The sequence below is a fragment of the Sorangium sp. So ce124 genome, from assembly GCF_051525235.1.
GTDB lineage: Bacteria > Myxococcota_A > Polyangia > Polyangiales > Polyangiaceae > Sorangium > Sorangium atrum.
Genome location: NZ_CP150312.1, coordinates 7576613 through 7598134 on the forward strand (window position 1 = coordinate 7576613; position 21522 = coordinate 7598134).

The 21522-nt window shown below is 69.7% G+C and carries 17 protein-coding genes; 3 read left to right on the forward strand and 14 right to left on the reverse strand.

The window, feature by feature from the left end; all coding sequences use genetic code 11:
• Positions 1–45 precede the first annotated feature (45 nt).
• The 4 genes from WMF19_RS28390 to WMF19_RS28405 form a co-directional block, all read right to left on the reverse strand.
• A complete protein-coding gene (locus tag WMF19_RS28390) occupies positions 46–1797 on the reverse strand; it encodes a hypothetical protein (RefSeq protein WP_437893217.1) in 1752 nt (583 codons plus the stop codon).
• A 20-nt stretch (positions 1798–1817) separates the two neighbouring features.
• Positions 1818–2813, reverse strand: coding sequence for a hypothetical protein (locus tag WMF19_RS28395; RefSeq protein WP_437893218.1), 996 nt, complete (start codon positions 2811–2813; stop codon positions 1818–1820).
• A 21-nt stretch (positions 2814–2834) separates the two neighbouring features.
• A complete protein-coding gene (locus WMF19_RS28400; RefSeq protein WP_437893219.1) occupies positions 2835–4319 on the reverse strand; it encodes a protein kinase domain-containing protein in 1485 nt (494 codons plus the stop codon).
• A 408-nt stretch (positions 4320–4727) separates the two neighbouring features.
• Positions 4728–5762 carry a synaptic vesicle VAT-1 family membrane protein gene (locus tag WMF19_RS28405; protein ID WP_437893220.1) on the reverse strand — a complete coding sequence of 345 codons (1035 nt, stop codon included), beginning with the start codon at positions 5760–5762 and terminating at the stop codon, positions 4728–4730.
• A 237-nt stretch (positions 5763–5999) separates the two neighbouring features.
• On the opposite strand from WMF19_RS28405, the gene WMF19_RS28410 reads away from it, so the two are divergent.
• Positions 6000–7091: a DUF2169 family type VI secretion system accessory protein gene (locus WMF19_RS28410; protein WP_437893221.1), complete on the forward strand. Its 1092-nt coding sequence runs from the start codon at positions 6000–6002 to the stop codon at positions 7089–7091.
• A gap of 60 nt (positions 7092–7151) precedes the next feature.
• Here the strand turns inward: WMF19_RS28410 and WMF19_RS28415 are convergent, their stop codons facing one another.
• The 9 genes from WMF19_RS28415 to WMF19_RS28455 all read right to left on the reverse strand — a co-directional run bounded on the left by WMF19_RS28415 (position 7152) and on the right by WMF19_RS28455 (position 17116).
• Positions 7152–7916 carry an Imm49 family immunity protein gene (locus tag WMF19_RS28415; protein ID WP_437893222.1) on the reverse strand — a complete coding sequence of 255 codons (765 nt, stop codon included), beginning with the start codon at positions 7914–7916 and terminating at the stop codon, positions 7152–7154.
• A gap of 8 nt (positions 7917–7924) precedes the next feature.
• Entirely contained in the window at positions 7925–8926 is a 1002-nt protein-coding gene (locus WMF19_RS28420; RefSeq protein WP_437893223.1) for a hypothetical protein, read from the reverse strand.
• Positions 8927–9056: 130 nt separating this feature from the next.
• Positions 9057–9638 (reverse strand): imm11 family protein, encoded by a 582-nt coding sequence (locus tag WMF19_RS28425; protein WP_437323029.1) that lies wholly within the window; start codon positions 9636–9638, stop codon positions 9057–9059.
• Positions 9639–9669: 31 nt separating this feature from the next.
• Positions 9670–10437, reverse strand: a complete 768-nt coding sequence (locus WMF19_RS28430; protein ID WP_437893224.1) for an AHH domain-containing protein — start codon at positions 10435–10437, stop codon at positions 9670–9672.
• Positions 10438–10474: 37 nt separating this feature from the next.
• A complete protein-coding gene (locus tag WMF19_RS28435) occupies positions 10475–10948 on the reverse strand; it encodes a DUF4150 domain-containing protein (RefSeq protein WP_437893225.1) in 474 nt (157 codons plus the stop codon).
• A 77-nt stretch (positions 10949–11025) separates the two neighbouring features.
• Positions 11026–12279, reverse strand: coding sequence for a TIGR02270 family protein (locus tag WMF19_RS28440; RefSeq protein WP_437893226.1), 1254 nt, complete (start codon positions 12277–12279; stop codon positions 11026–11028).
• Positions 12276–12758 carry a DUF6484 domain-containing protein gene (locus WMF19_RS28445; RefSeq protein WP_437901689.1) on the reverse strand — a complete coding sequence of 161 codons (483 nt, stop codon included), beginning with the start codon at positions 12756–12758 and terminating at the stop codon, positions 12276–12278. The genes WMF19_RS28440 and WMF19_RS28445 overlap by 4 nt, the downstream gene beginning before the upstream one ends.
• Before the next feature lie 217 nt (positions 12759–12975).
• On the reverse strand, positions 12976–15114 hold the full coding sequence (locus tag WMF19_RS28450) for a type VI secretion system Vgr family protein (RefSeq protein WP_437893227.1): 2139 nt from the start codon (positions 15112–15114) through the stop codon (positions 12976–12978).
• A 193-nt stretch (positions 15115–15307) separates the two neighbouring features.
• Positions 15308–17116 (reverse strand): DUF2169 domain-containing protein, encoded by a 1809-nt coding sequence (locus WMF19_RS28455; RefSeq protein WP_437893228.1) that lies wholly within the window; start codon positions 17114–17116, stop codon positions 15308–15310.
• Positions 17117–17235: 119 nt separating this feature from the next.
• Here WMF19_RS28455 and WMF19_RS28460 point away from each other — a divergent pair, with 119 nt between their 5' ends.
• Together WMF19_RS28460 and WMF19_RS28465 are read left to right on the forward strand one after the other, a co-directional pair.
• Positions 17236–19287: a B12-binding domain-containing radical SAM protein gene (locus WMF19_RS28460; protein WP_437893229.1), complete on the forward strand. Its 2052-nt coding sequence runs from the start codon at positions 17236–17238 to the stop codon at positions 19285–19287.
• A 106-nt stretch (positions 19288–19393) separates the two neighbouring features.
• Entirely contained in the window at positions 19394–19978 is a 585-nt protein-coding gene (locus WMF19_RS28465; protein ID WP_437893230.1) for a Uma2 family endonuclease, read from the forward strand.
• A 49-nt stretch (positions 19979–20027) separates the two neighbouring features.
• Here WMF19_RS28465 and WMF19_RS28470 read toward each other — a convergent pair whose 3' ends face one another.
• The gene (locus WMF19_RS28470; protein WP_272093945.1) at positions 20028–21335 is read right to left on the reverse strand and encodes a DUF362 domain-containing protein; all 1308 of its coding nucleotides are present in this window, start codon (positions 21333–21335) and stop codon (positions 20028–20030) included.
• Between the last annotated feature and the right edge of the window lie 187 nt (positions 21336–21522).

Here is a 21522-nt window from a genome sequence, read left to right on the forward strand (position 1 = left end):
ACGTGTCCGGGTCGCCGGGCGCGCGGATGGCGATCCATGGACGGGTCAGGGGCTCTTGAAGAGCTCGACCGCAGCGAGAGCGTCCCCCATCGTGCCGGACTTGTCTCCACGGTTCTCCCTGTCGCCCAGGCCAAGCTGCCCAGAGCCGTTGCTCCCCCAGCACTTGACACGTCCGTCGGTCAGCAGCGCGCAGGTGTGATTCGCGCCGGCGGTGATGGCCTCCGCCGTCGCCCCCTCGCCGAGATCGACCGGGGGCAGCGTGTCGCCCATCCCGTCTGGGGCATCACCGCGGTTCACCGTGTCGCCCAGGCCAAGCTGGCCGGAGTCGTTCAGCCCCCAGCACTTGACGCGACCGCCGGCTAGCAACGCGCAGGTATGTGCCTCGCCCGCGACAAGCCCTGTGACGGTTTCACCCACATCCACATCGTCCGTGGGACTTGAGGCACCGTAGCGATCGGACGTATCGCCACGACCAAGCTGGCCATTGTCGTTGTGTCCCCAGCACCTCACGCGACCACCGGTGAGCAGAGCGCAGGTATGATCATGACCGGCTGAAAGCATCAGGGTCGGCTCACCCCCTAGATCAACGATGGGAAGCCTGTCGCCCATCTCGTAATCATTGTCCCACACACCACCGAACCCGAGCTGCCCAAATCTGTTGCTTCCCCAGCACTTAACAATATCATCCTTCAGCCGTGCGCAGGAGTGTGCCTCGCCCAAGGCGAGCGAGAGGGCGACCATCCCATCTCCAAGGTTCACGGGGGCGCGGGGGGTCACGACTCGACTTTCTGTATCGTCGAACCCGAGTTGCCTCTCCGCATTCCCGCCCCAGCATCGGGTCACATCGCCACTCACGAGCGCACACGTGTGAGCACCTCCAGCGGCCACCGCAATCACCACTCCGTCCAGATCCACCGCCACGAGTCGATCGCCCATCTCGTTCGCCCTCCAGTCGACCGGAGAGCTGAACCCGAGCAGGCCGGGCTGCCCCCAGCACTTGACCTCACGGCTGGTCAGCCTCGCGCAGGTGTGCTTGGCGCCCATGGCGAGCGATTCGACCTTTGCGTCCACGCCGAGGTTCGCCACCGGCAACGCGCTGCCCATCTGGCCGGCTTCGACGCCACGGGCCACGATGTCACCGAGCCCCAGCTGCTTGCTGTCGTTGGCTCCCCAGCACTTGATTCGTCCGGTGTTCAGCACCGCGCATGTATGGTAGTACCCCGCCGCGATCTTGACGACCCTCTCCTGTACGCAGCTCGGCGTGCAACCATCCCCCTCGACGGGGCCGCCGTCGTCGCACTCCTCTCCCACGGACACCCACCCGTCACCGCACGCGCAGTTGTCGCCCTCCTCGTTTGTCTCGCCATCGCAATCCTCGTCATCGCTGCGGGCGTCGCATACCTCCAGCTGCGGCGTCACCTCGCCGTCGCAGCTTCCCACCGGCTTGCCCTCCTCACACCGCTGGAGCCCTGCGCTGCAGATCCCGACGCCCTCCGTCCCGGGAGGGCCCGTGTAGCAAGGCGCCGAGTCGGCCAGGATATGCACGGGGGTCATCCCGTCGCAGCCATCGATCGTGCAACTCCTCCCATCGTCAGGCACATCTGCGAGCAACGGCACCTGCTTGACGGAGCCCGCGCCGTCGCACACGAACTGCGCGCAGTCTCCGGCTGTCTGCTCGGGCAGCGGCGTGCCCTCGGCGACCATGAAACACCTCTCATCGCCTGGAAGGCCGCCCCGGATGCTAGCCACCTGATTGCAGCTCGCCGCCGCGACGAGCGCCACGGTCGCGCCCGCCATCCCTGTTCGCGTCGCGCGCATCACCACCCCCCCTGAACCGCCACGCCGCCTGGACGCAGCGCGATCTCGGCGCGCCACTGGGCTCCGCTGGGTCGTGCGCGCTCGTCGCGCTGCGCATGCGACGGCGCCGTCACGAACAGCGCCACGCCTCCCGCCGCCAAGAGCCCGCCCGCGACCAGCGCCACCGTCGACCCCTTTCCGAGGCCCACCGCCTGCCGGCGCAGATCGAGCCCTGTCGGGTCGCAACGCTCCTGCGCATTGCAATGGCCGTCGTTGCTCTCCTGGTTTCTCGCGATCGCCATCCCTCCGAGCACCGCCCCTGCGACGAGGCCTGCGCCGCCGAGCCCCATCGCGACGATCGCCGCCGGGCGCTGCCACGGCCGCTCGGGGCCCGGCCCAGCGTTCGTCATCGATTCGAGCGGCAGTACGGACACGGCGACCCGATCCCCGTCCTCCCCGATCTCGATCGGCTGTTTCCGCGTCTTGTATCCTCTCCCGCTGACGACCATCTCATGACGGCCGACGTCGAGCGGAAGCGGCACGGACCACTGCGCCTCGCGGACGGGTAACCCATCGCGCGTGATCGTCAGCCCAGGGATGGGCCGCACGGACGCGGGGACATCGATCGTCAGCGTCGCCAGCTTCGGCTTCAGCGCGGCTGCCTTGACGGCGGCCTTCATCCGGCGGTCAAGGTCCCCGACCTTGGTCGCCGCCCCCTCGACCAGCACATACTGGGACCAGGCGCTCGCGAGCTTGCCCCAGCCTTCGTAACATGCGCCGAGCGTGAGCTTCGCGCCGAGCGCGTCGGGGGCGAGGCGAATCACCTCTTCGAGCCGGGGACATGCGCTCTCATAGCGCATCGCATCCATCTCGTCGTTCGCCTGCTCGTAGAGCGCCTGGACGGCGGGTGAGATCCGTCGAGCGACCGGCTGCGCGCGCACCGTGGCTGGCGCTAGCAGGCACAGAGAAAGGACGAACGCGCGCGGCCATCGCGCGCGGCACGCAGGGCTTATCATGAGCTGCTCCCTCGAATCGGGTCAGTCCAAAGGCTCGCGCTTCCGTGGCAGCGGGACGTTCGCCGTTCCCGGGGCTCGAGGCGACTCCGGAGTGGGAATGGTCAATCTGCCTGGGACTGCCGGCCCCGGCTTCGGACGGCCGGCGGAGACGCCTCCCTGGCGCCTGGTCGAGGTGGGTGCCGCAGCGGACGGTGCCGCCGCAGCCGTCACCGGCGGCGGGGGGGATGACGACGGTACCGCGCGGCCATCGCCTGGTGAGGACACGACCTGGGCGACCCCCGAACGCAACGGCGGCTCGCCGGGCGGTGGAGCATCCGGACGCCTCGTCGAGGCACCGGCGGCTGGCGCTTCGACGCTGTCCGGTGCGGCGCGCAGAGCGCGCCATGAAATGCAGGCCGCGAGCGCGCCCACGCCCAGCGCCGCGCCGGCGAGGGCGCGCGCCCGATGCCTGGCCGTCGGCCCGCTGCGCACACCTGTATGGCCCCAGGCGGAGCTCGTTCGGACGAGCGCCAGCGGCGCGCTCGCTGGCACGGTCAGCGGCGGGCTCGCCGGATTGGACGTATGCGGCGGGCTCGACGGCCTGGCGGCCGCCGGCGGCACGAGCGCGGGCTGCGGTGCGACGCCCGGCCGCGAGACAAGGCCTCTCTGCGCCCCGCCGCGAAGCGCGTCCAGCGCGGAAGAGAGCTCCTCGATGCGCTGGTATCGATGCTCCGGGCGCTTCTGCAGACAGCGCGCGATGATGGCGTCGAGCTCCGCGGGCAAGCCAGGGCGAAGCCGGCTCGGCGGAGCGGCGTCCTCCTGGAGCACGCGGCCGACGAGCTCGGGCAACGTGTCCGCCCGGAAAGGCAGCGTGCCCGTGACCAGCTCGTACAGAGACACTCCCATCGCCCAGATGTCGCTCCGCCCGTCGACCTCCTTCGTGCGCACCATCTGTTCTGGGGACATGTAGAGCGGCGAGCCGAGCAGGGCGCCGGTCGCCGTGAGCTCCATGTCGTCCGAGGCGATCTGCTTCGAGATGCCGAAATCGAGGACCTTCACGCACGGTGAGCCGTCGGGCCGCTGGGTAAGGAAAAGGTTGGCCGGCTTGATGTCACGGTGGACGATGCCGAGCGCGTGCGCCTCGGCGAGCGCCTTCGAGGCCTGGATCACGTACGTCGCGGCCTCCTCGACAGGCAGCGGGCCGCGCGCCTGCACGATCTGCTTCAGATTCGCGCCCGAGAGGAGCTCGAGCACCATGAACAGCTCGCCCGTCGGCAGCTCCCCGATATCGTGGACACGCACCGCGTGCTCGCCCCTGACGCGAACCGCCGCGCGCGCCTCACGGAGGAATCGCTCCTTCGCGTGCGCGTCTCGAAGGGTCTGGGGCAGCAGGAGCTTGATCGCGCGGAGCTCGTCGAGATCGACGTGGCGTGCCGCCACGACGACTCCCATTCCCCCCTTCCCGAGGACGCCCTCCACACGGTATTTGCCGAGCAGCAGGGCCCCCGGACAAATCAGCGCTTCCATGACGCTCAAACGCGCTCCCCCCTCGGGGCTGCGGGCGAGGAATACGCCGCAGCACGTCGCAACGGCGCTACGGTATCAGGGCAAGTATAGTTGTCCAGCCATGCCCCTTATTTCTCAAATCGAGTATTCCGAGAACGAATGTCCGCATCCGTCTCCTCCAGAAATACTCGACTCCAGCGCCGGCCTGGACGAAGCCGCGCCACAGCCGCTCTGGGCGAGATGGCTCATGGCCTGCGGGGCGGGCGCCTGTACTCTCGTCCTCCACTTGGGGCCTCTCCCGAGCGTCCCACGCGGGGAAGCAACGACAACCGCACGCTGCCGCGCTGCCACGGTCGCTCGAGGTGCGCGCGAGGTCGATCCGACGCCGGCGGAGCTGGCAACCCCTCGCCCCCTCCGGCAGCCGCCGCCCTACAGCGTCAGCACCAGTTTGCCCACGGTGCTGCCCGACTCGATCGCCCTGTGCGCCTCGCCGGCGCTCTCCAGCGGGAACGTCTTCACCGGCGGCGCCGAGAGGCGCCCCTCGTCCAGCCAGCCCACGAGCCGCTCCATCGCCTCGCGCAGGATCTCCGTCTTATTGAACAGGTACGAGAGGTTGAAGGCCAGCACGCTCTTGTTGTCATTGCAGAGATCGAGCGGGTTGAAGCGCGGCATCCGGAGGAAGTCGACAGCGAGCTTCGGGTAGCTCGGCCGGCCGCCCTGCCGCGGAAGCATCGTGTGGAAGCCGTACACGACGAGCTTGCCGGCCGAGGCGACGTGCCGGTAGCTCTGCCGCAGCGTCTCGACCCCGTTCGCGTCGAGGACCACGTCGTATCCCTCGGGCGCGAGCCGCTCCGCCGCCGCCCAGAGCGGCTCGCTGCTCTTGTCGATCACCGCGTCCGCGCCGAGGCGCTTCGCCGCCTCGACCTTGTGCGCCGCGCCCACCACCCCGATCACCCGGCAGCCGGCGATCTTGCCGAGCTGCACGAGCGCGCTGCCGACGCCGCCGGCGGCCGAGTGCACGAGCAAGGACATGCCCGGCCGCAGCCGCACGAGCTCGAAGAGCGCGTAGTACGCCGTCATGAACACCGCCGGGAAGCCGGCTGCCTCCTCCGGTGTGAGCCGCGCCGGTAGCGGGAAGACCTGGTGGCGCGGGACCGCGACGCGCGAGGCGTAACCGCCGAAGCGCGTCACGCCGAAGACGGGCGCCCCGAGCGCGACATCATCGGAGACGCCCTCGCCGAGCGCGGCGACGGTGCCGGAGAACTCGAAGCCGGGCGTGATCGGCCAGCCGACGTACTTCTTCGCCGACTCGTAAAGGCCCATCCGGACGACGCAGTCGGCATAGTTGACGCCGGCCGCCCGCACATCGACGAGCACCTCGCCGCGCGCGGGGACCGGATCGGGGTGCTCCTCGACGCGGAGCTTGTCGTGGCTGCCGGGCTCGTGGACGACGATCTTGCGCATGGGCACCTGCTCTGCCGAAGTGGCCTCACCGCGGATCGGAGACCGCGGAGACGGCGACGGCGGTTGTACACCGATCGGGACGGGAAAGCGCGGCGAAGCGGCGGGCTTCCTGCGCTCAAGGACTCGCCAGCAGCCGCAGCGGCGCGCTCGGGGCGGTGCGCTGAGTTAGCCGATGAATTCGGAGCGCCGCGCTGCAGCTGTTGCGCCGTTCTGGCGGATCGGAGATCCTCTCGACGCATGGGGCATCCTGCGGTCGACAACACGACGCCGTTTGCCCTGGAGCCCGTCTTCCTCACCGACGAGGAGGGCCGCCCACTCCTCGTCGTCCTGGTTCAGGCGACCTTCGACCTGCACCCCGTGCGCGGCGTCGACCTCGCCGAGCGGCAGCCGCCGCTGAGCATCGCAGGCGAGCTGTGGGGGGCCGACGCCGCCACGTCGAGCTACAAGATCGAGCCGGCGTTCGCCTTCTTCAAGCCCGCCACGGACGTGGTCTTGATCGGCCATGCACAAGCGCCGCGCCATGCCGTCCCGGAGCTCCAGGTGGTGTTCCGCGTCGGTCCGGTCGGGAAAGCCGTGCGCGTCTTCGGCGATCGGGCGTGGGTGCGGAGCTCGGGAGGGCTCGTCCCGTCGAGACCGCGGCCGTTCGATCGCATCCCGCTCACCTACGAGCACGCCTTCGGCGGCTGGGACCGGAGCCCTCCTGATCCGGCGAAGCACGCGTACGAGCCGAGGAACCCGGTGGGGATCGGCTTTCGCGCGCCGAACGCGGCAATCGAAGAGGGCCTCCGCTTGCCAAACATCGAGGATCCGGACGACCCGCTGCAGCATTATGGTCAAACGGTCGCGCCGGCGGGCATGGGGTTCGTCTCGCCAGGCTGGCAACCCCGGGCCGCGCTGGCCGGGACGTACGACGAGGCGTGGTCGAAGGAGCGGAAGCCGCTCCTGCCGAGAGACTTCGATCGGCGCTTCTTCAATGCCGCGTCGAGGGGGCTCGTCGCGCCGGGATACCTGCGGGGCGATGAGCCGGTGCTGGTGGAGAACGCGTCGCCGTTCGGGAGGCTCTCGTTTCGGCTGCCAGGACTCCGCGCGCCGAGGTGCCGCGTCGGGCTCGTGCTGCAGGACGATGCCCCGGTGGAGCTGCGGCTCGACACCGTGATCGTGGACACCGACGACGATCGGGTGCTGCTGCTGTACCGAGGGCACGTCGTGCTGCGGGACGGGCCGCACGACGTGCGCACGATCGCGCTCGAGGACGATCTGGGCCCGGCACGAAGACACGCGCTCCCGAGCGCCGCCGTGAGAGAGCTCGGCGTAGGCAAGGCGCTCTGAGGATCCCCCGCTGGAGGGAACCACGAGACCAAGCACGGAGACTGGCTTTTGCGGAGCTGCTCAGCTCCCGACGACCTGCCAGGCGTCGGGCGGCGCCGCGGGCGCGCCCCGCGCGCGCGCCGCGGACGGGACCAGAAGGTAATCGCTCGACGTCTTCATACCGGCGCTCTCCGCCAGAGTCACCAGCGCGAGCCCTTCCACGGAGAGCCTGCCCTCCGTCGCCAGCTCCTCGTCCGCGATGGCTTCGGCCTGAGCTAGCCGCAGGTAACGGGCCTCGACCTGCTCCAGAAAGCGCCGGAGGGCCTCGTCAAACAGCGCGTCATCTCGTCGCAGCAGCGCCCGGCAGAGATCGAGCCGTGGATCATCGGCGCCCTCCAGGACCGACTCGTAGCGCTCCAGCAGGCCTGTCCCCTCCTCGTGAGCCCGCCTCAGGAGCCAGGACCTCAGAAACGCAAAATAGAGAAAATCCTCCTCGTACTCCGCGTCGCTCCGGCTGGTCCGAAGGCGCAGGGCGATCTCCCGTGCCCCATCGAGATCGAGCGCCGCGATCGCGTCGAAGAGCGGCTTGCATCGGCTCAGAACCTGGTCGGCCTCGGCCGCCCTCAGAAGGTAGTGCGCGAACGAGCGGCCGCTCTTGAACATGTAGATCTGAAATGCAGGGGCATCCATGTACAGGAACAGCGCCCCGATCGCGATGACGCGATACTGCTGGCTGAAACTGAGCGCCTGCCTGAAGCTCAGCCGGTGGGCCACCGCCGCGGGGAGCATCTGCTCACAGTCGTGGTGGGCATTCCCCATGTAGGCCCGCAGGAACTTCGATGCCATGGCGACCTCTACCTCCCCGCTCCAACGAGCACCGCCCCAACATGGCCCCAGCCGGAGCTGGAGAGCACGAGCGACCGCGCGCGCGAGGCGTAGCGGCGCTCCAAGGAGCGCGCCGCGATCAAGAGCCCCAGCACCCCGCTCGCCGCGCCGACGTGCCCGAGCGAACCGCAGGGGAGCACCAGCCTCACGTACGGCCCGAGCACATCGGCGCACCGCACCTGGGCGTAGCCCCACTCCGCGGCGCGCCAAGGCACACCGTCGAGATCGAGGATGACGTCACCCTCGAAGCGGGCAGGGGCGGAGCCGTGCAAGGCGGCCTGATGGATGGCGCGAGCGAGGCCTGCACCGGCGCTGCTCTTGCCGGCGAGCACGTGGGCCTCCTCGCGGTCGGTGACGGCCGCGTGCACCGCTGCCACGATCGGCGCGCCCCGCCGCTGCGCGGCCGAGCGCGACTCGAGCATCACGCACGCCGCAGCCTCGCCGGGGACGAGCCCGACAGGGTTCTGCGGCGACTTCAGCCACCCCCGATCCAGCAGCCACTCCAAGGTGATGGTGTCAAGGCATGAATCCGCCGCGACGAGGAGGACGCGATCGAGCTCCCGCTGGGTGATGCGCTGAGCAGCCAGCTTGATCGCCTCGGCCGCGCCAGCCGGACCAATGTCGAGGAGCGCCACCGAACGCTGGGGTATCGGCAGCCCGAGCGCGCGGACGAGCTGAGCCGAGAGCGACGCCTTCAGCTCCTCGACGTCGCCCGCGGCGTCTTCGAATCGCTCTTCGTTGAGGGGAGGCCCGATGAACGCGAGCCCCGTACGCTCCCAGGTTCGCGCGTCGACCGCCGCGGGGAGGCTCGATTCATCCCGCAGGCTGTGCACGGCCCCCTGAGCGAGCCGGATGAGCCTCCCGAGCTCGACGAACCCCTCGGTGTAGCCCCGGATCGGATAACCGGTGAGCGGGACCGACACTTGCTGCTCCTCGTCGAGCACGCTGAACCAGGGGATCTCCCGTGGCACGCAGAGCCCAGCGCGTATCGATGCGCAGGTCGTCGCGGCGCTCTGGCCGACACAGGAAAGTGCACCGTAGCCTGTAATCACCAGGTCCATCGCTCTCCCAGGACTTCCACGAGCAACGCTTCACCGGCGCTCAGCCGACCACATCCAGCGCTTCGAGCAGCACGTTCGTGAAGCCGCCCGCCCTCAGGGCCTGCGCCAGGTCGGCGCGCACGATGTACTCGGTCACTTCCTTGTCCACACGGAACAACGCCGGCAAGGCGTCGATCTTGCCCCTGTCGAGGACGAGCTTCTCGATCTTGGTGACACTCCCCTGCTTGCCGTACTTCACCCCGCTGGCACCCTCATCGAGGCAGTCGAACGCTCCGATCGGATTGACGATCCAGTAATCTCTCGAGTACACCCGCTTGCGATGATCGTACAGCGTGAACGTGAGGTACTCGATGTCGACCCCTTGGCAGTGCTGCTCGATGACGTCCTTCATCGCCGATGAGACGATGAGATAGCTCTCCGTGTTGCCGAGGAGCGACGAGAGCTTGATGCCCGGGTTCTCCTCTCTCAGATCGATCTTGGCGTTCTCCGGGTAATGCGGCACGGCGCGGACACCGCGGGCCATGCAGTAGCTCTTCATGCCCATGCCCCGGGGAGGGTCCTCGATCAGGACCAGATCCTCGTCCGCTAGATCGCCCGTCGTCGACAGCAAGTGAAAGCTCATCGCGTCTGTCTCCTCGGCCCGCGCGCGGCCCTCATTTGAACCTTTGTCTGCTCATGTCGTCGAGGCTGGAGAGCTTCTCCTTGCCCGCCGTGACCACGCGCCCGAACAGCGTCTCCGACAGCGACACGAGCTGGTCCTTCATATCCGAGTACTTCGTCAGCTCGCAGTTGTCGATGTTCTGCTGGTTCGCGCTGAGTATCTTATTGACCTTCGTCTTGACGTGCTTGCTGTAGGTCCGGTGGCTGTACGAGCCGAACTCGCGGTGACGCGGCAGCTCGAGCTGGCGCGCGATCGCGGCGTCGAGCGGGAGCAGGATCATGTTGTCCTTGTGGTTGATGTTGTAGCCCTCATCGAGCAGCCCCGCGCGCACCGCCCAGAGGACCGCGTCGATGCTGCCGAACTTGTCTTGAATGCAACCGTTCAGGACGCCGTTCGGGATCAGGTGATGCGCCTCATGATAATAGGGGACGTTCGCGCTGTCCTTGTGGTTGACCTTTCCACGCCGCCCCGGCTTCCCGACGTCCCATTCGTGCGGACGAGGCGCCTTGCGCTCTCGCCACTGGAATCCGCTCGTCCCGCAGCGGACGGCCAAGGTCGTCTTCTTCATGCCCTCGTATTTCGGCCAATCGTAGAGCCCGCGCGTCAGCTCTGCCTTCTTGAAGCCCTGCCAGCTGTGGCTGCAGGAGACCTCCATCCGCCCGACATGCCGGTTCAAGCACTGGCCTCCCTCGGTCGCCCTCGGGACGGGATGGTGATTGAGGTCGTGTGCGATATCCGCCGTGTGCTGCTTCTGGGACATAGTTTGATCTCCGTCCGCTCCGCCGTGGCCCCTCCGCTCAGCCGAGCGACTCGGAGCAGCAGGCGCACTGCTTCGTCACGGCGGGCCCCGGCGCCGGGATCACCACCACGGGCCCCTGCACCAGCGGGAACGGCGGCGTGTTCTTGTCGTTATGAAGCATCATGTCGAGGGCTCGCGCCACGCCCTTCCCCTCGAACTTCACGTCGAAGGAGTAGTTCACGAACTCCGCCTTCCCCTTCGTCTTGTTCGACGCCACCCCGCCCCCCGCGGTCCCCGCCTCATCGCCGGTGCTGGTGCTGAAGTTCGAGTCCGCCACGCAGACGGGGTTGCCGTCGCACTTCACCTTCTTGGTGCCCTTGGCGGTGTCGCTGGCGACGGCGATGTTGGGGTACGGGATGGGGATCGGCCCGCCCGGGCTCGGGGTCTTGCAGACGTCGGGGAAGCTCGGGGTAACCCCACCGCTGTCCTTGTGGACCACCGACATCGCGTTCACTCCCACTGTCACGCCCATCGAAACCTCCCTCTCACGAGATTCGATTCCTGCCCGGTTGCCGATGTGGCCTTGCTCGCCAGCCGCCTGGGCAGCGTTCAGCAGCTCGCCGGTCCCCCGTCGTGCCCCAACACCGGCCCCCGCACCTCGACCACCTCGCGCCGCCCCCTCCGCATCGCTATCTCCACCGCCGCCGCACCCCTCGCCGGCTGGCTCCCCTTCTGCAGCACCTCCCCGAGCCACTCCACTGCCAACGGCCTGCCGAGCAGGTGTCGCGTCCCCCGCTTCAGCTCCTTCCCCCGACTCCCCCACCACGTCGCGATCTTCTCCCTGTCCGGCCAAGGCAAGCTCTCGTCCGGATCCATCGCCACGTCCTCGTCCTCCGGATCGTCGCTCGGCCCGCCCTGGAACCCCGCCAGCCGTTCCCCCCGCAGCTTCGCCTCCTCGAGGTCCACCCCGGTGATCATCGTGAACGCCCCGCCCGCCGCCCGCGCGAGCTCCGGCGTCCCCATGCACTCGATGATCCACGGCATCAGCGCCGGATCCCCGAGCGCCGCCGCCCCCGCGAGCGCCACGCGCGCCCCCCGCATCGTCCCGGCGATCGCGCGCAGCCAGCTGGGCGCCGTCCCCGGATCCGTCTTCCGCATCGCCGTCGCGCAAGCCCGCTCCGCGAACGGCCCTCCACGATCCGCGATGGTCCCGAGCACCCTCAGCGCCGCCGCATCGCCGAGCAGCGCCGCCGACCACGCCGCCGCAAACCGGCACGCCTCGTCCTCGCTGCCCAGCGCTCCGCGCACCTCACCCAGCAGATCCCCCCGCCCGAGCTCCCCCACGGCGCGCAGCGCTCGCGCCCTCAGGCGCGGGTCGCTCGACATCACCGCGTATCCCAAGGCCGCCCCCGGGTCCTGCCTGTGGACCGCGCACCCCGCGATCCCGATGCGGTGCAGCTCCGGCCCGACCCGGTGCGAGAGCAGCCCCGGAAGGATCGCCCGCACTCTATCAAAACTCACCCACCCCAGCGCCGACACGATCGCCCGCGCCAGCGCCGGCACGCCGCCACCCACGTCGAGCACCTGAGCGATGCCCTTCAGATCCCTCCGCTCCACCGCGAGCACCATGGGCGCAAACAAGCTCCCCGGCTCCTCCTCGTCGATGGCGCCCTTGCAGATCTCCCACCCCGCATCGCCAGCCAACCGCAGACCGTCGACATGCGCCTCCAGCCGCTCGTCCAGCTCACCGAGGCTCTGCAAATCGTAGAGCGGATCCACGGCCGCAGCATCCCGGTAGGACCACAGGAACGCCGCCTCCAGGGCGTGCTGCTCGAAGATCTCGGCCTCGATCGTCGAGCTCAATTGATCTGCACCGATCCACCCTGGATCCGGTTCACGCCGGACGACCGGGTCAGCAGATAAGCCCCACGAATCAAGATCTTCCCAGCGCGCGTCAGCGTGATGCTGGCCTTCCCGCACTGGAGCACGATCTCCTTCTCCGCGGTGAACACAAGCCGCTCACCATCGGCGGTCGCCGTCGCCCCAGCCTGCACCGCCGCACCGGCGCTCTCCCCCGCCACGTGCATCCGCCCCATCACCACCGGCCTGTCGCGCCGCCCGCCCTCGAACAGCAGCGCCACCTCCCGCCCCTCGTCCTCGGGCCCGAGCGCCGTCATCGCCCGCGCCGGAATCCCCCCGCGCGCCCCCTCTCCCAGGACAGCCGCCTCGACGAGCGGATCGCCGTTCTGCGCGAATCCGACGATCCGCCCCACCACGACGCCCTCGATCGGCCCGGCCTTCTCAGCCTCCGCCCGGACGCGCTCCTCGTGGGCCGCGACCACCAGCTCGAGCAGCCCCTCCGCGCCCTCGATCGCTCCCGCTTCTCCCCCACCCTCGTCCGCCGCTTCCCCGCCGGCGGCAGCAGCCTCCCCTTCCCCCTCCTCGATCAGGATCGCCTCGCCGCTCGCCTCCGCCGCCGGTGCCCGCCCGTCGTCTCTCATCACCCAGCTCCTCTCCGCTCCCCCTCATCCCGAAGCGCCCGCGATCCCCCCATCGACCTCAGTTCACCCCCACATTGCTCCCCTTGATCTTCACGTTCCCCGACGCCTCGACGTTCACCGCCCCCTCGCTCTTCACGTCGAGCTTCTTCCCCTCGACCCGGATCGGCCCCTCGCCCTTCACCGTGATCTTCTTCCCCTGCACCGTCACGTTCCCGTTCTTCTCGACCGTGATCGTGGCGTCCCCGCACTGGATCGAGAGCTTCTCCCCGATGATCATCGTCTTCTTCTCCTTCACCTCCTCCTTCGCGCTCTGCCCGATCGTCACCGTCATGTCCTTGCCCACCGTCACGGTGTAGCCCTCGTCCACGCTCGTCGACTTGCCCTTGGAGACGCTCTCCGAGCTCGATCCGCCAACCGTCTCGCTCTTGTTCTTGCCGATCGACGCGCTCTGGCTCTTTCCCACGTCGATCGACTGGCTCCCGGCGACCGACTCGGTGTGATCCCCCGCTACGCTGACCGAGCGGTTGCCCCCGACCGAGAGGGTCTCGTCCTCGCCGATGCTCTCGGTGTGGTTCTTCGCGACGTCGATGCTCTTGTTTCCGCCGATCTGCTCGCTCTGGTCGTTCCCCACCACCTTGCTCCGGTCGTGGTCCACCTCGAGCGCCTCGTCGTTCCCGATCCACTGCTTCTTGTCGTGCTCGATCGCGATGTTCCAGTCCTTCTGACCGTGCAGGAAGATCTCCTCCGAGCCCTTCTTGTCCTCGAACCGGAGCTCGTTGGATCCCCCGCCGCCCTTCGAGCTGTTCGACTTGATGGTGCTCTTCGTCTTCTCCGCAGGGAGCGAGTACGGCGGCACGTTGGTGCCATGATAGACGCTCCCCACCACGAGCGGCCGGTCCGGATCGCCCTCCAGGAAGTCGACGACCACCTCGTGGCCGATCCGCGGCAGGAACACCGCGCCCCACGCAGAGCCCGCCCAGATCTGGCTCACGCGGATCCAGCACGAGCTCTGCGCGTCCTTCTTGCCCTCCCGATCCCAGTGGAACTGGACCTTGATGCGGCCGTGCTCGTCCGTATAGACCTCCTCGCCAGAAGGACCGACAACGATCGCGGTCTGGATCCCCTTGATCGTCGGCCATGGCGTCACCGACTGCGGACGGAAGGGGACGTCGGACGGCACGACCTGGAACTGGTTCCGGTAGGCCGCGGCGTCGCCCTCGGAGACAGCGTCCACCGCGGGCTCGTGGCCCTCATGGCGCACGGACACCAGCAGATACTCCCGGTTGAAATCGTCGCGCGCGTGCTCCGCGAGCGTGAAGGTCTGGCCAGGGACGAAGCGCGGGCAGACGCCCTCGCCGCTGCCGGTCTTGCGCGAGCTCTGGATCTGCTCGAGCTGTATCTTGGCGATGCTCGATCCCGCGCCGGGTGCGTCGTAGTCACCGGGATAGTCGTAGACCTCGAGGTCGTCGTCCGCCTCGGCCTGGGCGTTGCTCTCGAGCGACAGGCCGGGCTTCTTGAAGTTGTAGTCGCGCAGCGTCACCTTCCCGGAGCGCACCCGCTCGACATAACGGAAACGGGAGACGTGCTCGCTCTGGTGGAGCGCGCCGAGCGGCGGCCGGAACACGACGGTGCTCTCCCCCGCGATCGGCCCGTGCCCCGACGCACCGTCAGAGAACACGAGCACGTGGCCGCCCTCGTCGTGCTCGAAGAAATAACAGATGCCCTCCTCCTCGAGCAGGCGCGACACGAAGGCGAAGTCGCTCTCACGGTACTGCACGCAGTACTCCCGCGGGCGATAAGCGCCGCTCAGCACGAAGCGATAACCCTTGCTCGAGATCCCGGCCGCGCGCAGGACCTTCTCGATGATCTCCGGGGTGGAGAGCGCCTGGAAGATTCGGCTGTTCCTGCGATGCTCGAGGCGGGAGACGTCGGGTACGACCGTGGCGTGATAGGCCGTGACCCGCTTGCCCTCCTCACCTTGCTCGAAGCTCGAGACGACACCGTGGAGGTGCCGAGGCAGCTCGCCGACCTGCCAGGTGAGCAGCGCCGTCTTGCCCACGACATCGGCGAACGCGATGTCCCTGTCCGCACAAGCGACGAGCACGTCGAAATGGAAGAGCTCGGAGATGCCCTCGCGCCCCTCGAACCGCGTCACACGGAGCTCGTGCTCCAGTCCGTCGACCTGAAACGAGTGCATGGCCTCTCCCCCTGTTCAGAGCGCGTGCGCGGGCAGACCGCGGGCAGCATTCAGCCCGAGCCATCCTACATGCTGCGACCGCTCGACCGCAATGGACGGCTGAGCCCGATGCCAGCGAAGCTGATCGGGAGAGCCGACGCGACATCGGCGACGCCGCTCGGAGCGACGCTGGCTCGGCAGTTCCTGGGGGGTGTTAGCTGTGAAGCAGCCCTGCGGCTGCCATCGCGGCAAGGAACTGAGCACCGAGCCCCTCGGGCAAGGCGCTCGCCTCGCTGGAGCCCGGCGGATACATGATGGACGGCGGGACATGGACCTGCGCGGCGACGGGAGGCGCTGGCGAGAGAAGCGAAGGGGGCGCTGGAGGCGCGCTCGATGACGCTGCCTGGCGCGGAGGCTCGACCGGCGCGGCGACCGGAGCTCGGGGCGCATCGAACGGCGTCGCGGCGGAGGCGATCGCCCTCGCCGCGTCCTCGGGCTCGAGCGAGGTCGTCTCTCCGAGCAGATCGCGAACGCCGCCGGGCCGCGCCGGTGCGACGGGGGCAGCGGAGGGCGGCGATATCGCCGGCGTCGCCGGGCGCGCAGGCGCCGAAGGCCCTCGCGTTGCGCTGAACGGCATCGCCCCGGCGGCCACCACCCTGGCCGCGTCCTCGGGCTCGAGCGCGTCCGTCTCCCCGAGCAGATCGCGAACGCCGCCGGGCCGCGCCGGTGCGACGGCTGCCTCGCGCGAGGCGACGGCCTGCTGCGACGTCGAAAGCGGCGCCGAGCGCGCAGGCTCCGAAGGCTCTCGCGTGGTGCTGAACGGCATCGCCCCGGCGGCCACCGCCCTGGCCGCGTCCTCGGGATCGAGCGCGTCCGTCTCCCCGAGCAGGTCGCGGACGCCACCGGGCCGCGCGGGAGGGGCCGCAGCAGCGCGCGGGGCGACGGCCGGCTGCGACGCCGCCGGCGTCACCGAGCGCGCAGGCTCCGAAAGCCCTCGCGTGGCACTGAACGGGGTCGCCGCCGCCGCAACCACCCTGGCAGCGTCCTCGGGGCTGAGCTGGTTGGTGCCGTCCAGCGTGATGGCCTTGGGGTTTTGCTGCGAGGCCGATCCCGAGGGCGCAGCGCGCGCAGCGGACGCGCCGCCGGCGGCGAACGGATCGGCCCATGCGATCGGCTGCGCCGGGAGCTCCACGCCCGCAAGAACGCGCAGCGACTCGATCTCCGCCTCCTCGACGGGCGTATGGCCGCGCCACACCACCGAGCAGCGCCGCCGATCCACGTCGATGTGCGCCGTGTCGGCGCGAAGCGAGATCGGCTCCCCGGCGCGCGGCGAGGCAAGCTTCTGTCGGTACAGCCGCGCGACGCCGCGCGCCTCGGGCAGCTGCGTCCGGAGCTTCGGACGCTGCGCCATCATGCCTCCGAGCACGATCCACTCGTCGCCGCGCAGCGCCGGGATGCGCTGATCCATGGGCGCCGCCTGGAAGTAGCTCCAGTCGAGCCCCTCGGGGATGTCGAGCAGCGCGCCGTGGACGCGGCGCGCGTCGACCGCGCCGAGCAGCCGGCTGCGCAGCGGCGAGGTGCGGGGAAGCGGCCCCAAGCCGTCGATACGGACGTGGGAGCGGGCTGGCCCGACGCGCGCGGAGCCGTCGAGCTGAGCTTGCTTGTCGATGCGGAGCTGGCCGTCCTGCACGACCGTCAGCCGGACCATGGCGTGCGGCGACGAGAAGCCCGGAGGCAGCTCTGCGTGGCCGGTCACCACGACGCCGCACGGATCGAGGTACGGCGCGAGGTCGCTCGCGACCTGGAGGCGCTGGCCAGAAGGATCCGGCTGCTCCTCCGCCGCGATCGGATCCGGGGCGACGAGCGACATGCGCCCCTCGGGGACGAGCGCGAACGTCGCCTTCACGACGACGGTCACATGGAGCCGGCCGCGAAGGCGGAAGCAGACCGTCGCGGCGGCGGAGGGGCCGAGGGGGGTGACAGCGACTCGCGGGCTGGGCGCAGACATCGAAGCGCGTGTCATGTCGGAGACGATACTACGTCGGAAGCTCGGAGTTGCGCCGTCGGGCGCGCCCGTGCCCTGCGCCGCGCCGGCCGCACGGGCCGGACACCCCTCCCGCCCTGTGCTAGAGCGGCGCCCGAATGCGCATCGCGCTCGTCTATCCGCCGACCTGCGATCCCACGGCCCCGTACCTCGCGGTGCCGATGCTGACAGGCTTCCTCCGCGCGAACGGCGTGGAGGTCCTGCCCATCGACGCGAACATCGAGGCCTTCGACGCGCTCCTCACGCCGCAGCGCATGGCCGACCTCCGCGACCGCCTCGAGGCGCGCCTCGGCGAGCTCGACCGCCGCCCCGCGCTCCCGCACACAGACCAGCTCGAGTACGTCGCCCTCGCCCGCGCGCGCGGCGACGCGCACGCCGTCCCGGATGCGGTGGACATCGCCAAGGCCACGCTCCGCTCCCCTGACGCCTTCTACGATCCGGACGCCTACGCCCGCGCGGTCGCGACGATCGAGGCGGCGCTCGGCGTCGTGTCCGCCACGCACCACCCGCTCAAGCTCGACTTCACGGCCTACCGCACGCCGTTCGGCCTCACGTCGATGGACGAGATCGCCCGTTCGAGCCGGCCGGAGCACGACCCCTTCGACGCCTGGGTTCAGCAGACGCTGGTTCCCCGGCTCCGCGACGCGCGCGCCGACATCGTGGGCCTCTCCGTGTGCTTCCCGGGTCAGCTCCAGCCCGCGTACGCGTTCGCGCGCAAGATCAAGGAGGCGCTGCCCGGCGCGCACGTCACGTGCGGCGGCCCCGGCGTCACGCAGCTGCTCCTCCGGCTGTCGGGCGAGCGGCTCGCGCGCGCCCTCGGCCCGTTCGACTCGGCGTGCCTGTTCGAGGGCGAGCACACCCTCCTCGCGCTCGCGCGCGCGCTCGACGAGGGCCGGCCGCTCCGGGACGTGCCGAACGTCGTCGTGCGCGATCGCCTGATGGGCGCGCGCTGGACGTCCGGCCACGGCATGGAGGACCTGAAAGCGCTCCCCCCGCCCGACTTCGATGGGCTCCCCCTGGAGGCGTACCTCGCGCCGGCGCTCGTGCTCCCGTACGACCCGACGCGGGGCTGCTACTGGGGCAAATGCACCTTCTGCCATTACGGGCTCGCGGAGGTCGGCACGGCGGCGTACCGCGAGCGCGCCGTCGAGGCGATCGTGGCGCACCTCGGGGCCCTCGCCGCGCGGCACGGCACACGCCACTTCTACCTGTCGCAGGACTCGGTCGCGCCGAAGACGCTCGTGAAGATGGCGCAGGCGATCCTCGACGCCGGCCTCGACGTGCGGTGGGCCACCGACCTCAAGCCGGAGAAGTACCTGACCAGGGAGCGCGCGGACGTGCTGCGCCGCGCGGGCGCCGTCGCGTGCGCGCTCGGCGTCGAGTCGGCGTCGCCGCGCGTCCTCGGCCTCATCGACAAGGGCGCTCCCGTCGAGGTCGTCTCCGACGTCATCGACCACCTCGCGTCCGCTGGCGTGGCCGCCGAGGCGATGTGCTTCACGGACTTCCCCACCGAGACGCACGCCGAGGCCGTCGAGACGCTCGACTTCCTGCGCGCGCGGCGGGAGGCGCTCGCTGTCTACATCGTCGGCGAGTTCGGGCTGACGCACGGCGCGCTCGTCGCGCAGACCCCGGAGCGCTTCGGGATCGACGAGGTGTTCGCGCTCGAGGGCGACGAGCTCGGGCTCGGCCTGTTCTTCGTCCCGCGGGAGCCGTGGAAGACCGACGCCGAGCGCGCCGACGTCGACGCGCGGCTCTCCGACCTGTCGCGCGGCTGGACCCTGCGCAGCTATCCGTGGGCCGGCGCCGTGTCGACCGCGCACACGATCCTCCAGTACGACCGCTTCGGCCCCGGCGTCTTCCGCGATCGCGCGGCGCGCCGCCCCGACGAGAGCATCCCCGGAGCCAGCGCCATCGAGCGCGGGCTGCGCTTCGATCCGCGCGCCGCCGAGCACGCGGAGGCGCGCGAGGCGGAGATCTGGGCGACGCTCGTTTACGAGGAGCGGCGCGTGGGGCGCGACGCCTACGAGCGGCTCGCCCGGTCGTTGCCGCCGCTCCGGCCGAAGCCCGTGCGCGTCAGGTTCGTCGCGGGCGCCGCGCCGGCCGTGACGTCGGGGCGACGGCCGTCGCACGCGACCAGCGCGGCACGCTGAGCCTCGGCCAGGCGGCGCTCCTGGGGCCGCCCGCCCCGCGGTATCCCGCCGCCGCCCCGTCCCCCCGCCTGCCGCCTGCGCTCGGGCGGGCATGGTAGGATCCGGAATGGCCCAGAAGGCGCCCCAGGCGAAGCTGTCGCCGGAGGAGTACCTCGCGCTCGAGCGCTCCTCCGAGGTGAAGCACGAGTACGCTGGCGGCGAGGTGTTCGCGATGTCGGGCGGCACGCGCGAGCACAGCCTCATCGCCGCCAATGTGGTGGGTGAGCTTCGCAGTTCGCTGAGAGCGCGTCCCAGTGAGGCGCACGCGTCCGACCTGCGGATCAAGAACGTGACGACCGGCCGCTACGTCTACCCCGACGCCTCGGTCGTCTGCGGCCAGCCCCTGTTCGAGGACGAACACCGCGACACCCTGCTCAACCCCACAGCCGTCTTCGAGGTGCTCTCCGACTCCTCGGAGAGCTACGACCGCGGGGGCAAATTCGCCCTGTATCGAGGTATTCCATCGATCGCCGATTACGTCCTGCTGTCCCAGAAGCAGGTAGAGGTCGAGCACTTCCGCCGCCAGCCGGATGGAACCTGGCTGCTCCGTGTGCTCGGCCCGGGCGAGCGACTCCAGATCGCGTCGATCGGCTGCGACCTGGCAGTGGACGAGCTCTACCTCAAGGTCTTCGCTCCGCCCACGGGCGGTTGAGCGGCTCCGCTCGGCTCTTGGCCCGAAGCGCGGAGCCACCGCTCCAGGACTACACCGCCGCCGCCCCGCCCCCGCTGGCCGCCTGCGCGCGCGCCCGCTTGCGGACCATGATCTCCGGGGACTCCGCGACCGCCATCCCCACGAGGCGCATGCCCTCCAGGAAGTGCTTCACGCCGCTCCGGACGAGCTCGTGGCTCGCCTCGCCGACCTCCGGGTAGCCCCGCCCCTCCGCGTCGGGCTGCACCTTGCCCCAGTTCGCGAACAGGCGTCCCCACGGGCTCTCCAGCACGGGGGCCATCTTCTCCTTCGCGTAGCGCGGATACCAGAACATGTCGTGATACGTGACCGACGCCACGTAAGCCCAGGGGGCGAGCCACGTCTTGAGCGACCACTCGATCGGCTTCTTCAGGGGACCCCAGTAGATGCGGTGCTGGTTGCGCGAGGCGAACGTCATCTCCTTGAACGGTCCATCGAAGTTCCACTGCTCGTTCGCCGCGTCCACGTCGCCCACGAGCTCGATGTCGCGCACGTCGCCCGTCCCGAGGCCGAGGTCGTGCGCCAGCCGCACGAACTTGAGGTCGCGCAGCGGATCGAACCCCATCAGCTTCGCCGCCACGGCGTCGATCGCCACCTGGTCCGAGGACGCGAGCAGCACGTTCTTCACGTGCGGCACCATGCAGCGCGGCCCCGGGCCGTCGCCCGCGAACGTCCCGTCCATCACCGCGAAGACCCCGCGGTGGATCTTCTTCTGGATCATCAGGAGATCCACGAGCGTCTCGTGGATCACCGGGTGCGTCCAGTGCCGGTGCTCGTTCAAGAGGCCGCCGAACGCGTTCTTCATCGCGCCCGTCGTCGTCGTGAAGATGTGGGTCTTCACCGTCGGCAGGTGGATGATGTTCTCCCCGATGAAGCGCTTCGGGATCGAGAACCCCTTCGGGTACACCTCGTTCAGACAGAGGAACTTCTTCCGCAGATCGCCGACCGCGTCCCCGATCGGGATCCACTCCTCCCCTTCGTAGAGGTGGACGTTGCGCAGGCCGTGCGCCTGCACGACGTCGATCTGCTTATTCTCGCGCTCGCCGAGGTGGGCGTCGATGACGACCGTGCGGTTGTGGCAGGCGTGGATCAGGTCCTTCGAGTACCCGTCCTGCGTCATCGCCCGGATGACCCCCTCGAGCTGCCAGGGCGTCGTGGATGAGCTCGGGTAGAAGAAATGCCAGGAGATGTTCACCTTGAGCGCCGTGTCGGCGTCCTTGGCGACCACATCCTGGTAACCGGCCAGGTTCATCAGCCGGTGGTAGTCCGAGAGCACCGTCGCAGGCGACGTGCGGATCACAGCGACCTTCGATTTCGGCATGGCCGGGCCCTTATAGCCCGTCCGGAGTCGCCCGTTCCGGGAAGTTGCAGGGCGTCCGCGTGGAGGCTCCGTGCAGGCGCGGTCGGCACGGAGCAGCAAGGCGCGGGCGCGCGCTCGCCCGACGCCCGCGTTCCGCGCTCCGCGCAGATCCACCCTGTCACGATCGAGGCATCTTGCCCCAGGCGCG